Raw genomic sequence first — 15,113 nt, 5'->3', positions numbered from 1 at the left:
GCGTCCGGGCTTTGGGACGCCCGGCACGCTCCGCACACCTGACGGCACAATGGGCGCATGCCGATACCGAACCGTGCCGCCCTCGTCGACCACCTCGTCCGCACACGTATCGCCGGAGATGTCGCCACACCCCGCGACAACAACCTCTCCCACTACCGCAAGCTCGCCAACGGAGACCGCCACTACTGGCTGGGCCTGGAGCTCGGCGACCGCTGGACCGACGAGCAGGACGTGCTGGCCGTCATGGCCGAGCGCTGCGGCGTCAACGACGATCCGCAGTACCGGTTCGGACAGGACACCATCGACCCCGAGCTGACCGTCGACGCCCTGGACCGGATGGCGGCGCGGCTGAAGGAGGCGGCCGCCGCGCAGCAGTCGGTGCTGTTCGCGACCGGTCACCCGGGCGGGCTGCTCGATGTGCACCGGCAGACCGCGGACGCGCTCAGATCCGCGGGCTGCGAGATCGTCCGGATCCCCTCCGGGCTCACCGCGGACGAGGGCATGGTCTTCCAGTTCGCCGATGTCGCCATGCTGGAGCGCGGCGCGACGCTGTGGCACACCCATTCGCCGGAACCGATGGCAGCGATTCTGGACGCGCTGGCGGGCACGGGGCGGCCCCAGCCGGATCTCGTGGTCGCCGACCACGGCTGGGCGGGCTGCGCCGGGCAGCGCGGGATCGACGCCGTGGGCTACGCCGACTGCAACGACCCGGCGCTGTTCATCGCCGAGGCGGAGGGCACCCTTCAGGTGACGGTCCCGCTGGACGACCATGTCACGGACCCGCGTTTCTACGATCCGCTGACGGCGTACTTGCTGGACGCAGCGGGACTCAGCTCCTCCGAGTGACCCATGGGGGACGTCACTCGGAGGAGCTCAGCCCTGCCGAACAGGCAGGCTCGCTCCTGACGGCGGTCCGTACGTCGGTCGGACCCGCCGTCCCTCCGCCGGGAACGGCGACGGCAACGCCGCCGGCGAAGGCGACGATCCTGATCGATCTGCACGGTTCCGACGGGCCACTCCGCCCGGGCGCAGGCAATGCCTCGCCCGGGCGGCGGTCCGGGCCGCGTCCCAGGCCGACTCATCGGCGTGCGACGGTTCCTCCTCGGCCGGTGGCACCGCATACTTCGCGAGCGCGCCCAGCGGCCCGTGCAGCGAGGTCCCGGGAGTTTGGTCGGGTCCCGGGGATCCCGTTGGGCGCTGTGGCGTCCTAGGATCTGCATCCAGGCTCGCAGCCCCCGGCACCACTTTGCTCACACCACAGGACGACCTTTGCTCTACGACTTGAGGCCGCCGGTGCGTGTGCTCGTCGTCGACGACGAGGAGCTCGTACGCGCCGCACTGCAGCGCATCCTCGACGCCGCCGACGCCATCACCGTCGAAGGGACCTGCGACGGCCCCCAAGCCGTCGACATGGTCCGGCGACACGCCCCCGACGTGGTGCTGCTGGACATCGACATGCCGGCCGTCGGCGGCCTGGACGTGCTGCGCCGCCTGCGCGCACTTCCCCGACCGCCCGTCGTGGCCATGCTCACCGCCCTCGACAGGGCCGACCACGTCGAGCGCGCGGTGCGGAGCGGCGCGTCCGGGTTTCTGCTCAAGAGCACCGAACCGCGGCTGTTCGTGGACGCCGTGCGGCTGCTCGCCGCAGGTGGCGTCATCTGCACACCGCCAGGCAGCGCGGACGTCCTTGCCCGTTGTGCCGGCTCGGCCCCGATATCCGCACCCGACCCGTCCGACAGGCTGGCCGGGCTCACCGACCGTGAGCGCGAGGTCCTTGTACTGATCGCGGCCGGGCTGCCCAACACCGACATCGCCGCCCACCTCGGCATGGGCGTGACCACGGTCAAGACCCACATCGGGGCGCTCAAGCGGAAGCTCGCCGTCACCAGCCGGGTGGGCCTCGCCACGGTGGTCCACCGGTCCGCTGCCGGGCAGGGTTCGGGATGACCGCCCGCCGATGGGCAGTCGAAGCGCTGGTGGTCGTCGTCGCCGTCGTCGAGGCACTTGCGACCCGGCAATGGCTGGCGGACTGGATGTTCGTCGGCGCGCTCGCCGTCGCGGTCGTCCTCGTCCTGCGCAGGCGCTGGCCGCGGACGGTTCTCGTCCTCGCGCTGCCCACCCTCGCCACCGGCGTGCTGTGGCTGCCCGCGATGTGCGCGCTGCACGCACTCGCCGCCTCCGAACGTCGTCGCGGCGAGGTGATCGCCGGGGCGGCGGCCGTCGCGGCGGTCGCGTTCGTCCCGTGGCGGGACCTCGACGGGTACGTCTGGACACTCCCTGACACCACCCTCGGCGTCCTGCTGGCCGGGCTGCTCGCGGTCGCGCCCGCCGCGCTGGGCCTGCTCGGCCGCGCCCGCCGCGAACTCGCCGGCCGCCTCGCCGAACTGGCTCTGTCACGGGAACGCGAGCGCCGTTACGCCGCCGAGCAGGCGGCGCTGCGGGAAAGGGAGCGGCTGGCCCGCGACGTCCACGACACCGCAGCCCACCACCTGAGCCTGATCAGCCTCCGGTGCACCGCACTCGCCGCCGCGGCGGAGTCCCCCGGCTACCGCCAGGAGGCCGAGGCGCTGGGCGAGCTGAGCAGACACGCGGCGGCCGACCTGCGCCAGGCGATCCGCCACGAGACACCGGGCCTGGCGCAGCTCCCCGAGCTTGTCGTGGCCGCGGGCGACGGTGTGAGCGCGGACCTCGCCCGAGTGGACCTCGCGGGCTGCCCGCCGGAGATCCAGCACACCGCGTACCGCATCGTCCAGGAGGCACTGACGAACGTGCGCCGGCACGCGCCGGGCGCCCGGGCCGATGTCGCGGTGCGCTACACACCCGACTCCCTGCACATCTCCGTCCGCAACGGGCCACGGTCCGTGCCCGGTCCGCGCCCCGAGCCCGGGGGCGGCCAGGGCCTGCCGGGCCTGAGGGCCCGCACGGCGGCCCTCGGCGGCACCCTCACCACCGCCCCGGCGCCGGACGGCGGCTTCGCCCTCGAGGCGGTGCTGCCGTTGTCGGCGCCCGCCTCGTGGTGATCACTGCGCACCCATCGGCGGGTCTTGTCCGACGCCGGGGGACCCACCCGCCGCCGCGGGCCGGTTGTGTTCACCCGGGGGAGGGCCCTCGGACGGCCCGCCGGGCCCACCGCCGTCGGCCGGCTGCGTTCATCCGGGGGGCGACCCCTCGGACGGCCCGCCGGGCCCGCCCGCCGCCGCGGGCCGGTTGTGTTCACCCGGGGGAGGATCCTCGGACGGCCCGCCGGGCCCCCGCCGCGGGCCGGCTGTGTTCACCCGGGGGGCGACCCCTCGGACGGCCCGCCGGGCCCGCCCGCCGCCGCAGGCCGCACCTGATGCACCCCTGGTGTCGCATCCAGGTACACCCTGCGGATCGCCGGGAAGCGCTGGCGCAACTGCTCCTCGGCGTCCTCGCAGGCCCACTCCACCTGCTCGGCCGACGCGACGTCCCGGAAGTTCACCTTCGCGGCGATCAGGATCTCGGCCGGGCCCTGGATGAGTGTGGTCAGCTCCAGCACTTCGATGATGTGCGGCACGGTGAGCAGCTCCTCGCGCACCGATTCCCGCATCCGCGGCGGCAGGGGCCGCCCGATCAGCAGCTGTGCGTTGCTCCGGCCCAGCACCCACGCCACGTACACCAGCAGCAGGCCGATGAGGATCGAGGCGATGCCGTCCCACACGCCGGAGCCGGTGAGCTGCGCGCCGGCCAGGCCGCCCGCGGCGAGCAGCAGGCCGCTGATTCCGGCGGAGTCCTCCATGACGACGGCCTTCACCGCGGTGTCCGGGGTGTAGCGCAGATAGCGGCGCGCGGGTGTGCCGAAGCGGGCGGCCTCGCCGCGGATCTGGCGGACGCCGGTCCGCAGCGAGTAGCCCTCCATGACGGCGGCGACGGCGAGCACGATGTACGAGACGAGCGGGTCGCCCGGCTCCTCGCCCTGCGTGAGCGTGTGGATGCCGTCGTAGACGGCGAAGACGGCGCCGCCGACGAAGGTGGCGATGGCGGCGAGCATCGCCCAGACGTACCGCTCGGGCCCGTAGCCCAGCGGATGTTCGTCGTCGGCCGGCCGCGCGCTCCGTCTGAGGGCGGTGAGCAGCAGAACCTCGGTGACGGTGTCGGCTACCGAATGTGCGGCCTCGGCGAGCATCGCGCTGGAGCCGCTGACGACTCCGGCGACGGCCTTCGCCAGGGCGGCGGCGAGGTTGGCCAGCCCCGCCACGATGACGGTGAAGGCGCTCTCGGGAGCCTCACCGGGATCGATCCGTTCCGGGGGCGGAACGGGGGCGTCCGCCGCGTCTCCGGTGATCTGTTCGCTCGCCATGTCTGGGAGCGTATGTCCGTCACGGCCTGGTCGCGCGGGACGCCATGTCCCCGGACGCGGGCCCGACAATACCGCCCGGACAGGACCTAGTCGTGCGGGACCCGGACCACGCCCTCCTGGATGACCGAGATGGCCAGCTGTCCGTCCTGCGTGTAGATACGGGCCTGCCCGAGGCCGCGTCCGCCGTACGCGCTCGGCGACTCCTGGTCGTACAGCAGCCACTCGTCCGCCCGGAACGGCCGGTGGAACCACATCGCGTGGTCCAGCGACGCGCCCACGACGTCACCGACGGTCCAGCCGCCCCGCCCGTGCGCCAGCAGCACCGAGTCGAGCAGCGTCATGTCCGAGACGTACGTGGCCAGGCAGACGTGCAGCAGGGGATCGTCCGCGAGCTTGCCGTTCGTACGGAACCACACCTGAGAGCGCGGCTCGCGCGGCTCCCCGACGGTGGCGTAGGGAGGAGCGTCCACATACCGCAGGTCGACCGCCGCGCGTGCCTCGAGCATCCTCCGGGCCGTGTCCGGCGGGATGCTGAACCGTTCCGCGTGCGCCGGAATCGTCTCGGCGGCCGTCGGCAGCGAGTCGGGGTCCGGGGCCTGCGGCATCCGTGCCTGGTGGTCGAGCCCTTCCTCGTACGTCTGGAAGGACGCCGAGAGATGGAAGATCGGCTGGCCGTGCTGGACGGCGACGACCCGCCGGGTCGTGAAGGACCGGCCGTCGCGGATCCGGTCGACCGTGTAGACGATCGGGGCGCCCGGGTCGCCCATGCGCAGGAAGTACGCGTGCAGGGAGTGGGCCGTGCGGTCGTCGGGGACGGTGCGGCCCGCGGCGACGAGCGCCTGGGCCGCGACCTGTCCGCCGAAGACCCGGGGCACGATCGCCGAGCGCGAGCGGCCCCGGAAGTAGTCCTGCTCGATCTGCTCCAGGTCGAGCAGATCGAGCAGGTCTTCGAGCGCGTTCGTCACCTGGACTACAGCCCCATGTCCTTGGCGATGATCGACTTCATGACCTCGCTGGTGCCGCCGTAGATGCGGTTGACGCGGTTGTCGGCGTAGAGGCGGGCGATCGGGTACTCGTTCATGTAGCCGTAGCCGCCGTGCAGCTGGAGGCAGCGGTCGATGACGCGGTGCGCGACCTCGGTGCAGAACAGCTTGGCGGAGGCGGCCTCGGCGGGCGTGAGCTCTCCCGCGTCCAGTGCTTCCAGGGCGCGGTCGGCGACGGCCTCGGCGGCGTCCACCTCGGCCTGGCAGGCGGCCAGCTCGAACTTGGTGTTCTGGAAGTGCGCGACCGGCTTGCCGAAGACCGTGCGCTCCTGCACGTACTCCTTGGCGAACCGGACGGCGGCCTTGGCCTGGGCGTACGCGCCGAACGCGATGCCCCAGCGCTCGGACGGCAGGTTCCGGCCGAGGTAGTAGAAGCCCTTGTTCTCCTCGCCGAGCAGGTCCTCGACGGGGACCTTGACGTCGACGAAGGCCAGCTCTGCGGTGTCGGAGGTCTTCAGGCCGAGCTTGTCCAGCTTGCGGCCTATGGAGTAGCCCTCGGACTTGGTGTCCACTGCGAACAGCGAGATGCCGAAGCGGCGGTCGTCCTCGCGCGGGGCGGAGGTACGGGCGCACACGATCACACGGTCGGCGTGCACACCACCGGTGATGAAGGTCTTGGCGCCGTTGAGGACGTAGTGCGTGCCGTCCTCGGAGAGCTTGGCGGTGGTCTTCATGCCCGCGACGTCGGAGCCGGTGCCCGGCTCGGTCATCGCCAGCGCCCACATCTCCTCGCCGCTGACGAACTTCGGCAGGTAGCGCTTCTTCTGCTCGTCGTCGGCCAGCATCTTGATGTACGGCAGGGCGAGCAGCACATGCACGCCGGAGCCGCCGAAGTTGACGCCCGCGCGCGAGGTCTCCTCGTAGAGGACGGCCTCGAACTTGTGCGTGTCCAGGCCCGCGCCGCCGAACTCCTCGGGGACGTTGATGCCGAAGATGCCCAGCTCGCCGAGCTTGTAGTAGAAGTCGCGAGGAGCCTGGCCGGCCGCGTACCACTCGTCGTAGACGGGGGCGACCTCGGCCTCGATGAAGGCGCGGATGGTCTCCCGGAACGCCTCGTGGTCCTCGTTGTAGACGGTACGGCGCACGGTCGACGCCTCCTTCGCAGTCCTTGGGGCAGCAATGTCTAAGCGCTTGCTCAGACCAAGTTACCGGGCGGTTCGCAAGCCTGTCCAGAGTGAGGATCAGCACGCTCGACAACGCCGGAGGTGCGTGGGCGCATGAGAACGCCCCCGCTGTGGGGCGGGGGCCGGTGGCTCGGTGAGGTGACCTGATCACGGCAGGGGGTCACCGCTGCACGGACTCCGCTTCGCTCCTTTCCGGGCGTGGGGCTCAGCCCGGGGCGAGCGGCGGCGGCCCAGGTTGCGGGTCCTCGCCGTCGTACGCCGCCAGTGCGGCCTGGCGGCGTTCCAGCAGTTCACCGAGGTCTTCGGGGCTCACGTGGTCCTGGGCCAGCTTCACCGTGGCCCTGCCCTCGACCGCGGCCCAGGCGTGCCGCGCCCGTTTGTTGGCCCGGCACCTCGTGGCGCTCCGCAGGAAGCCCGCGCCGGCCGCGAAGCCGGCGGAGGCCAGGGCGAGCAGGGCCGCGGGTATGCGCGCGTCCGCCGTGGCCAGTCCCGCCGCTCCCGCCGTGCCGGCGAGCAGCGCGGCCGGGAAGCCGAGGGCGACATCGGCCTTGGCCCAGAACTCGGCCCGCCGGTGGGCAAGTTCCTTCTGGCGCGTCGCCTCGTCCCGTAGTCGTGCGAGCTCTGCTCGGAGGCGGCGCTCGGGGCCGTCCGGGTTCGGCAGCGTGGTTCCGTCGGCGGGAGTCACCATGCCGGTATTCCAACACGCCTGTGGCTCAAGGGAGTTGGGTCGACACAACAGCCTTCGGGTGTCGACGTCGTGGGCTCTCCACGAAACCGCGGCGCCGCTGCCGTGCGACGCGTAGCAGCGCAGGACAACGGCGACGCGTCCGCCGCCGTGAGCGTCTTTCCGGGGCTCTCGGCGCCGAGGTCGTGGCGCTCGGCGCGTCCGCCCTCGCCGCCATCGGGCATGCCGTTCCGGCCGGCTCCGCGGCCGGTACGCGGACCGTCACGCGTACCGCAGTGCGAACCACAGCTCCATCCGTACGTCCGCGTCGTCCAGGTCGACGCCCAGCAGCGACGAACAGCGAGCGATCCGCTGCCGCACGGTGTTGCGGTGGACCCCCAGGGCCAGCGCCGTGCGGTCCCAGCTGCCGTGCAGCGAGAGCCAGACGCGCAGGGTCTCGGTCAGCGCGGGCGAGGCCACGATGGGTGCGAGCAGGGTGCGGGCGTGGACGGCGGCTTCGCCGGGCGCGATCAGCTCGGCGAGGCCCGCGTCCCGCTGGCGGGCCAGCGGCGCCCGGGTCGCCTCGGCCCGGCGCAGGGCGCGCGCCGCGGAGGTGTCGGCGGCGGTGAGCTCGGAGGGCTCGGCGGGGGCGCTCACTCCGAGGGTCCAGCCCGGCTGCGGCTCGATTCGCCGCTCGCCGGAGAGCAGGACCCGTACGGTCGCACCGTCTGCGTCCACCAGGGTGCTTCCCAGCGCCGCGCCGAGGGCCGAGGCCGCGATCCGGTCCGGCTGCCCCGGCCGGGTCGCGTGCACCACCGTCCACGGTCCCTGGCCGAGCGCCGGTGCCACGTCGGCGGGAGCGGCCCCCAGCAGCAGCCGCAACAGCGCGGCGGACCGCCCGGTCGCGTCGGCCCCCTGATGCGGGGCGGTGAGCAGCGACAGCAGGACGACGGCGACTCCCGCGATCGTGTGCCCGCCGACCTCGCGCGCCTCGGCGGCGATCCCGAGGACGAGGCCCTCGCCGCCGCCCAGCGCGTACGCGGCGAGGTGGGTGTCCCCGACGGAATCGGTGGCCGAGGCGGGTGCCGGCCGCGCGGAGCCGGCGGCCTGCGCGCCGGCCGCCGGCTGGGTACCGGGGGAAGGCGGGGAAGGGGCCGTGTGGGGACCCGGGCCCCCGGCCCCGTCCTCCTCGTTCTCCCCATCCTCCGTCTCCGGCCTCACCACCCGGGACAGCCGCCCCAGCGCCTCGCGTGCCTCCCGTGACGGCGCCCGGCCGGCCGCCTGCAGGGCCGAGCCGTCCGGGGCCAGCAGGACCGCCCAGCCGCCCAGCCGGGACGCCAGCTGCTGGAGCACCGCCGGGACCGGGTCGGGTCGGGCCGCCGCGGTGGCCAGGCCCTGCTGGGCCTCGCTCACCCGGCGCACCTCCTGGAGGCGGACCTGGGCCATCAGCCGCCAGACCGCGCGGGCGATCGCCGTGAAAGGGGTCTGCGGCGGTACCTCGATCAGCGGCAGGCCGCGCCGGTCGCACGCCGCGACGAGCGCCTCCGGCACCGAGTCGTACACCGGAGCGACACCGAAGCCGATCGCCGCTCCGCCCGCCTCGACCACGCGGGCGGCGTACATCTCCGGATCCTCCAGCAGGACGCCCGCCGTCAGCAGCAGCTCGCCGCCGAGCAGATACGGGTACGGATCGGCCATCTCCGAGGTGTGCACCCACTGGATGACGATGTTCTCGGCGCTCGCGGGGTTCTCGGGATCCGCGACACCCGCGATGAGCCGCAGGCCGAGGTCAGCACGGGCCAGCAGCGCGGCCAGCGGGACAGGCGGGGCCGGTGGGGCGGAGGGGCGAGTGGTGGGGTCCGGCATGGTGGACGTTCCATCCGATGTCGTCTTCGGGAATGGATGAAACGTACACTTCAGCGTCGCTTTCCGGCCACCTATCGTCGAGACGTCCAGCAGCCGCGGGTACGGGCGGATGTCCCCGCGCAAGAGCTGCTGCGTCCCCTCGTATCCCCTTGCACGACACGCCACCGAGAGTGAGCGAAGGAGGCCCCATGGCCGTCGACTACGCAGTGATCGTCGCCTATCTGGCCGGCATGCTGGCCATGGGCTGGTGGGGCATGCGCCGCGCCAAGTCCAAGAGCGACTTCCTGGTGGCGGGCCGCAGGCTCGGCCCCTGGATGTACTCCGGCACGATGGCTGCCATCGTCCTCGGCGGCGCCTCCACGATCGGCGGCGTCGGCCTCGGCTACAAGTACGGCCTCTCCGGCGCCTGGATGGTCTTCGCCATCGGCCTCGGACTCCTCGCCCTCTCGGTCTTCTTCTCCGCGCGCATCGCCCGGCTGAAGGTCTACACCGTGTCCGAGATGCTGGACCTGCGCTACGGCGGCCGGGCCGGCCTCATCACCGGTGTTGTGATGTGGGCGTACACCCTGATGCTCGCGGTCACCTCGACCATCGCCTACGCCACGATCTTCGACGTCCTCTTCGACATGAACCGGACGCTCGCGATCATCCTCGGCGGCTCGATCGTCGTCGCCTACTCCACGCTCGGCGGCATGTGGTCGATCACCCTCACCGACATGGTGCAGTTCGTCGTCAAGACGGTCGGCGTGCTCCTCCTGCTGCTGCCCATCGCCGTGATCAAGGCGGGCGGTTTCGCCGAGATGAAGGCCCAGCTGCCCACCGAGTACTTCGCCCCGCTCGGCATCGGCGGCGAGACGATCTTCACGTACGTCCTCATCTACACGTTCGGCATGCTGATCGGCCAGGACATCTGGCAGCGCGTCTTCACCGCCCGCAACGACAAGGTCGCCCGCTACGGCGGCACCGTCGCCGGTACCTACTGCCTCATCTACGCCCTCGCCGGCGCCGTCATCGGCACCGCCGCCAAGGTGCTCTACCCGAACCTCGGCAACGCCGACGACGCCTTCGCGACCATCGTCAAGGACGCGCTCCCGATGGGTGTGCGGGGCCTGGTCCTCGCCGCCGCGCTCGCCGCGGTCATGTCAACCTCCTCAGGCGCCCTGATCGCCTGTGCCACCGTCGCCAACAACGACATCTGGTCGAAGCTGCGCGGCGCCGTCACCCAACACCGCGCCGACGCCGAGGCGCACGACGAGGTCAAGGGCAACCGGACATTCATCCTGCTGATGGGTGTCGCCGTCATCCTCATCGCGATCGCCCTCAACAACGTGATCGAGGCGCTGACCGTGGCCTACAACCTGCTCGTCGGCGGGCTGCTGGTCCCGATCCTCGGCGGACTGCTGTGGAAGCGCGGCACGGTCCACGGCGCGCTGTCCTCCGTCGTCGTCGGCGGCCTCGCGGTCATCGGCCTGATGTGGAAGTACGGCATCCTCGCCAACCAGCCCGTCTATTACGGTCTGCTGGCCTCCCTGGCGGCCTACGTGATCGTCTCGCTGGCCACCAGGCCGACGGACGCGGCGGTCCTGGCCGCCTGGCGCGAGCGCCTCGCGGGCCGCACCCCCGAGACCGAGCCGGCGACCGACGCGGAATCGGTCCCGGCGGTCCACTAAAGTCAAACAGCCTCGAACTGTAGGAAAAGCGTAGAAAGAAGGCATGGTCATGAGCAGCAACGAGACGCCGCGCGGCCCCATCGACTCGTCCCGCATCCCGCGGTACGCCGGACCCGCGACGTTCGCCCGGCTGCCACGGCTCGACGAGGTCGGCAGCGCCGATGTCGCCGTCGTCGGTGTGCCCTTCGACGCCGGGGTCTCCTACCGTCCCGGCGCGCGCTTCGGCGGCAACGCCATCCGTGAGGCGTCGAGGCTCCTGCGCCCGTACAACCCGGCGCAGGACGCCTCGCCCTTCGCGCTCGCCCAGGTCGCGGACGCCGGTGACATCGCCGCCAACCCGTTCAACATCAACGAGGCCGTCGAGACCATCGAGGCCGCGGCCGACGATCTGCTCGGCACCGGCGCCCGGATGATGACGCTCGGCGGCGACCACACCATCGCGCTGCCGCTGCTGCGCGCGGTCGCCAAGAAGCACGGCCCGGTCGCGCTGCTCCACTTCGACGCGCACCTGGACACCTGGGACACGTACTTCGGCGCCGAGTACACCCACGGCACCCCGTTCCGCCGCGCCGTCGAGGAGGGCATCCTCGACACCGAGGCGCTCTCCCACGTCGGCATCCGCGGCCCGCTCTACGGCAAGCAGGACCTGACCGACGACGAGAAGCTGGGCTTCGGCATCGTCACCTCCTCCGACGTCTACCGCCGTGGCGCCGACGAGGTCGCCGACCAGCTCCGCCAGCGCATCGGCGACCGTCCGCTGTACATCTCCATCGACATCGACTGCCTCGACCCTGCGCACGCGCCCGGCACCGGCACCCCCGAGGCCGGTGGCATGACCTCCCGCGAGCTGCTGGAGATCCTGCGCGGGCTCGCCTCCTGCAACCTGGTCTCCGCGGACGTCGTCGAGGTCGCCCCCGCCTACGACCACGCCGAGATCACGTCGGTCGCGGCCTCCCACACCGCGTACGAACTGACCACGATCATGTCCCGCCAGATCGCGGCCGCGAGGACCGCGAAGTGACCCACGACCACGACCTCGTACTGCGTCCGACCGCGCAGCAGGTCGAGGCCGCGCTCAACCCGCCGGCCGGGCGCAACGGCGGTGACCTCGTCGTCGAGACCCTCCAGGGCCTCGGCTCCACCACCGTCTTCGGCCTGCCCGGCCAGCACGCGCTCGGCATGTTCGACGCCCTGCGCCGCTCGTCGCTCCGGTACGTCGGACTGCGCGTCGAGAACAACGCGGGCTTCGCCGCCGACGCCTACGGCCGGATCACCGGCGAGGTCGCCCCGCTGCTGCTCTCCACCGGGCCCGGCGCGCTCACTTCGCTCGCCGCGCTGCAGGAGGCGGCGGCCGCGTCCGCTCCGGTGCTCGCCATCTCCAGCCAGATCCCGACCGCGGGTCTCGGCGGCGGACGCCACGGGTACCTGCACGAACTGCGCGACCAGAAGGCGTCGTTCCGCGACATCGTCAAGTCCGTGCACACCGTGCGTACGGCCTCGCAGATCCCCTCCGCGATCGCCGCCGCCTGGGAGTCCGCGCTGAGCGCCCCGCACGGCCCGGTCTGGGTGGAGATCCCGCAGGACGTGCTGCTCGCCGGGACGAGCCTGCCCGTCGTCACGGCCATGGACGCCACACCGCACGACCTGGTGCCCCGCCCCGAACTGACGGCCGTGGCGGCGCACCTGCTGTCCAACGCCTCCCGTCCGGCGGTCATCGCGGGCGGCGGTGTCGTACGCTCCGACGCCGTCGGCAAACTGCTGGCGCTGGCCGAGAAGCTGGACGCGCCGGTCGTGACCACCTTCGGCGGCAAGGGTGCCTTCCCGTGGGAGCACCCCCTGTCGATGCAGTCCTGGCTGGAGGACCGGCACACCACCGACCTCCTGGAGGACGCCGACGTCCTGCTCGTCGTCGGCTCGGGCCTCGGCGAACTCTCCTCGAACTACCACACGTTCGCCCCGCGTGGACGCGTCATCCAGATCGAGGCGGACCTCGGCAAGCTGGAGTCCAACCACCCCGCGCTCGGTATCCACGCCGACGCCCGCATCGCGCTCTCCGCGCTGCTGGAGACGGTGGAGGAGCGCCGCGACCCGGCCGTCGCCGAGCGGGTGTCCACCCTTCTCGCGAAGGTACGGGAGCGGATCGCCGGCCAGGAACTGACCCTGGAGCAGGAGGTGCTCGCCGCGGTCCGTGCGGCTCTGCCGGACGACTCCCCGAGCTTCTGGGACATGACCATCCTCGCCTACTGGGCCTGGTCCGCCTTCGACGCCCGGCACCCGAACACGATGCACTCCGCCCAGGGTGCCGGCGGCCTCGGCTACGGCTTCCCCGCCGCGCTCGGAGCGGCCGCCGCCGACCCGTCCCGGCCGGTGCTCGCGGTCTCCGGCGACGGCGGCGCGATGTACTCGATCGCGGAGCTCGCGACGGCGAAGCAGTACGGCCTGCCCGTCACCTGGCTGATCGTCGACGACGGCGGCTACGGCATCCTGCGCGAATACATGACGGACGCCTTCGGCGAGGCCACGGCGACCGAGCTGTCCCGCCCGGACTTCGTGGCGCTCGCCGAGTCGTTCGGGGTACCGGCGGTCCGTACGACCCCCGAGTCGCTCCGCGAGGACCTGGCGAAGTCCTTCGAACAGCCAGGCCCTTCGGTCGTGGTGCTGCCGGCGCTGCTGAGGATGTTCGAGCCGACGCACCTGTGAGCGTTTCGAGGGCGCGCACCGGTCACGTCATGAGGGACCGGTGCGCGATCTCGTAGGTGCTCTGATCGTGGCGGAAGCCTTTGCGGAAGTCGTTCTGCTCCTCGAGGCCGTGGCTCCCGGGAAACCTGCCGTTGTCCGGTACGAGGTCCAGAGCCGTCCGGACGAGCTCATCGGCCGCTTTCCCGTACGAGGCGCCCCGTTGCCGGGCAGCGAGCAGATACTTCACGGCCCTTTCCAACTGCTCCGGGACATGGTCCCTCGGCCGCTTCTCCGCCTTGTCGAGCAGTTCCGCCAACTTGCGCTTCTCGTTGCCGCCTCCGATGACACGCAACGCGTGCAGAGCCGCCCACAACCGCCCGCACAGATACGCCGCACTCTCCTGCCCGTTCGCCACGAACTCCCCCTCCCCGCCGGCCCGCCCGGCGGCTGCCGGTAGTAACTACCCCGAACCCTCGTCCGGCGAACGTTCATGGGAAGTCCCCCCGGACTCAACCCGGGGCGGCACAACGCGGCATAGCGTCACCGTATGCGCCTGCGAAACGTCACCGTCGTCTTCACCGCCTCACTGGCCGTGGCCACGTGTCTCAGCGCCGCCGGGCCGGCATCGTCCACTGCCGCCACCGCGGCAACCGACTCCCGGGCCTGCTCGCCGCGCGTGAGCATCGAGAGTTACTCCGATGCGCTCGACAAGACCGAGTACGAGGGGGCCTTCGTCGGGAACTTCTCCGCACTCGCCGTCGACCGGGACGGCCAGGTGGCCGCTCTCTCGGATCGCTCGCAGCTGTTCCGCCTGGACGGGCGGAGCCTTCAGCCGCGCGGCGTCGTACGGCTCGCGGACGAGAACGGGGCCGATCTGGACTCCGAGGGGCTGGTCGTCGAGCGGGACGGGAGCCGGCTCGTGGCCTCCGAGACCGAACCGTCCATCCGGCGCTACAGCACGGACGGGCGCATCCTCGGCCGCCTCCCCGTCCCTGACGCCCTGCGGGTCGCCCCCGCCGGACGAGCCCTGCGCAACGGCACCTTCGAGGGGCTGACCCTGCAGCCCGGCGGGCGCACCATCGTCGCGGCCATGGAGACGCCTCTCTCCGGGGACAGCGTCAGGCGGATCCAGACGTGGCGACGGCACCGGGGCGGTGACTTCCGGCTCGCCGAGCAGTACGGCTACGCCGCCGACCCCGCCCTCGGCATCAGCGAGATCACCGCCACCGGCGACGGGCGCCTCCTCGTCCTGGAGCGCGGGTTCACCGCCGGCGTCGGCAACACGGTCCGGCTGTACCTCGCCGACCTGCGCCACGCCACGGACGTCAGCCGCATCGAGCACCTCGACGGTCAGGACGTCAGCGGTATCGAGCGCCCCGACGGTCAGGACGTCAGCGGTATCGAGCGCCCCGACGGTCAGGACGTCGAGGGTCAGGACGTCGACGGTCAGGGCGGTGTCCGGCTGGTCCGCAAGACCCTCCTCGCCGACATCGCCGACTGCCCCTCTCTCGGCGCCCCCGCCAAGCAGCCCCAGCCCAATCCGCTGCTGGACAACATCGAGGCCCTGGCCGTCACTTCCCACGGCCCCGGCGGCCGCCTCCGGCTCCTCCTGGCCAGCGACGACAACCAGAACGCCGCCCAGACAACCCGGCTCTACCGACTGACCGTGCGGCTGCCGCACCAGTGAGACGTACCACTCCCTGCGGCGGCCAGGTTTCATACAACCTTTCGGGTGCTGCCGAGTCATGT

Annotated in this window: 13 protein-coding genes; 7 read left to right on the top strand and 6 right to left on the bottom strand. The window is 72.1% G+C overall.

The window, feature by feature from the left end:
- The first annotated feature begins 57 nt into the window (after positions 1-57).
- From AC0699_RS09890 to AC0699_RS09880, 3 genes are all read left to right on the top strand, one after another.
- Positions 58-846 (top strand): phosphatase, encoded by a 789-nt coding sequence (locus AC0699_RS09890; RefSeq protein ID WP_478657886.1) that lies wholly within the window; start codon positions 58-60, stop codon positions 844-846.
- Between the two features lie 423 nt (positions 847-1,269).
- Positions 1,270-1,947, top strand: a complete 678-nt coding sequence (locus tag AC0699_RS09885) for a response regulator (RefSeq protein WP_478657884.1) — start codon at positions 1,270-1,272, stop codon at positions 1,945-1,947.
- Positions 1,944-3,020: a sensor histidine kinase gene (locus tag AC0699_RS09880; RefSeq protein ID WP_478657882.1), complete on the top strand. Its 1,077-nt coding sequence runs from the start codon at positions 1,944-1,946 to the stop codon at positions 3,018-3,020. The genes AC0699_RS09885 and AC0699_RS09880 overlap by 4 nt, the downstream gene beginning before the upstream one ends.
- A gap of 251 nt (positions 3,021-3,271) precedes the next feature.
- On the opposite strand, the gene AC0699_RS09875 is transcribed toward AC0699_RS09880, so the two are convergent.
- The 5 genes from AC0699_RS09875 to AC0699_RS09855 all read right to left on the bottom strand — a co-directional run bounded on the left by AC0699_RS09875 (position 3,272) and on the right by AC0699_RS09855 (position 9,015).
- Positions 3,272-4,318 (bottom strand): cation diffusion facilitator family transporter, encoded by a 1,047-nt coding sequence (locus AC0699_RS09875; protein WP_478657880.1) that lies wholly within the window; start codon positions 4,316-4,318, stop codon positions 3,272-3,274.
- A gap of 86 nt (positions 4,319-4,404) precedes the next feature.
- Positions 4,405-5,283 carry an acyl-CoA thioesterase II gene (gene tesB / locus AC0699_RS09870; RefSeq protein WP_478657877.1) on the bottom strand — a complete coding sequence of 293 codons (879 nt, stop codon included), beginning with the start codon at positions 5,281-5,283 and terminating at the stop codon, positions 4,405-4,407.
- A 5-nt stretch (positions 5,284-5,288) separates the two neighbouring features.
- A complete protein-coding gene (locus AC0699_RS09865; protein ID WP_469771476.1) occupies positions 5,289-6,446 on the bottom strand; it encodes an acyl-CoA dehydrogenase family protein in 1,158 nt (385 codons plus the stop codon).
- Positions 6,447-6,690: 244 nt separating this feature from the next.
- The gene (locus AC0699_RS09860; RefSeq protein WP_478657875.1) at positions 6,691-7,173 is read right to left on the bottom strand and encodes a hypothetical protein; all 483 of its coding nucleotides are present in this window, start codon (positions 7,171-7,173) and stop codon (positions 6,691-6,693) included.
- Between the two features lie 258 nt (positions 7,174-7,431).
- Complete coding sequence (locus AC0699_RS09855) at positions 7,432-9,015, bottom strand: PucR family transcriptional regulator (RefSeq protein ID WP_478657873.1); 1,584 nt, start codon at positions 9,013-9,015, stop codon at positions 7,432-7,434.
- A gap of 188 nt (positions 9,016-9,203) precedes the next feature.
- Here AC0699_RS09855 and AC0699_RS09850 point away from each other — a divergent pair, with 188 nt between their 5' ends.
- From AC0699_RS09850 to AC0699_RS09840, 3 genes are read left to right on the top strand one after another with little or no spacing between them, the layout of a single operon-like run.
- Positions 9,204-10,685, top strand: coding sequence for a sodium:solute symporter family protein (locus tag AC0699_RS09850; protein WP_478657870.1), 1,482 nt, complete (start codon positions 9,204-9,206; stop codon positions 10,683-10,685).
- 49 nt (positions 10,686-10,734) lie between these two features.
- Positions 10,735-11,706, top strand: coding sequence for an agmatinase (gene speB / locus AC0699_RS09845; protein WP_453660180.1), 972 nt, complete (start codon positions 10,735-10,737; stop codon positions 11,704-11,706).
- The gene (locus tag AC0699_RS09840) at positions 11,703-13,385 is read left to right on the top strand and encodes a thiamine pyrophosphate-binding protein (RefSeq protein ID WP_478657867.1); all 1,683 of its coding nucleotides are present in this window, start codon (positions 11,703-11,705) and stop codon (positions 13,383-13,385) included. Before speB ends, AC0699_RS09840 begins: the two co-directional genes overlap by 4 nt.
- A 22-nt stretch (positions 13,386-13,407) precedes the next feature.
- Here the strand turns inward: AC0699_RS09840 and AC0699_RS09835 are convergent, their stop codons facing one another.
- Entirely contained in the window at positions 13,408-13,779 is a 372-nt protein-coding gene (locus AC0699_RS09835; RefSeq protein WP_478657865.1) for a hypothetical protein, read from the bottom strand.
- Between the two features lie 132 nt (positions 13,780-13,911).
- Between AC0699_RS09835 and AC0699_RS09830 the strand changes: the two genes are divergently transcribed.
- Complete coding sequence (locus AC0699_RS09830) at positions 13,912-15,051, top strand: esterase-like activity of phytase family protein (RefSeq protein WP_478657863.1); 1,140 nt, start codon at positions 13,912-13,914, stop codon at positions 15,049-15,051.
- Positions 15,052-15,113 lie beyond the last annotated feature (62 nt).

This window comes from Streptomyces sp. NPDC043870 (assembly GCF_056435785.1).
The sequence above is the reverse complement of the archived record's forward strand: the minus strand, read 5'-3'. Positions and strand labels throughout refer to the sequence as shown.

What these genes read in the sequence shown, in the direction of transcription:
- AC0699_RS09890 (WP_478657886.1), top strand. Translation starts at nt 58, where the DNA reads ATGCCGATACCGAACCGTGCCGCCCTCGTCGACCACCTCGTCCGCACA.
- AC0699_RS09880 (WP_478657882.1), top strand. Translation starts at nt 1,944, where the DNA reads ATGACCGCCCGCCGATGGGCAGTCGAAGCGCTGGTGGTCGTCGTCGCC.
- AC0699_RS09875 (WP_478657880.1), bottom strand. Translation starts at nt 4,318, where the DNA reads ATGGCGAGCGAACAGATCACCGGAGACGCGGCGGACGCCCCCGTTCCG.
- AC0699_RS09860 (WP_478657875.1), bottom strand. Translation starts at nt 7,173, where the DNA reads ATGGTGACTCCCGCCGACGGAACCACGCTGCCGAACCCGGACGGCCCC.
- AC0699_RS09855 (WP_478657873.1), bottom strand. Translation starts at nt 9,015, where the DNA reads ATGCCGGACCCCACCACTCGCCCCTCCGCCCCACCGGCCCCGCCTGTC.
- AC0699_RS09850 (WP_478657870.1), top strand. Translation starts at nt 9,204, where the DNA reads ATGGCCGTCGACTACGCAGTGATCGTCGCCTATCTGGCCGGCATGCTG.
- speB (WP_453660180.1), top strand. Translation starts at nt 10,735, where the DNA reads ATGAGCAGCAACGAGACGCCGCGCGGCCCCATCGACTCGTCCCGCATC.
- AC0699_RS09830 (WP_478657863.1), top strand. Translation starts at nt 13,912, where the DNA reads ATGCGCCTGCGAAACGTCACCGTCGTCTTCACCGCCTCACTGGCCGTG.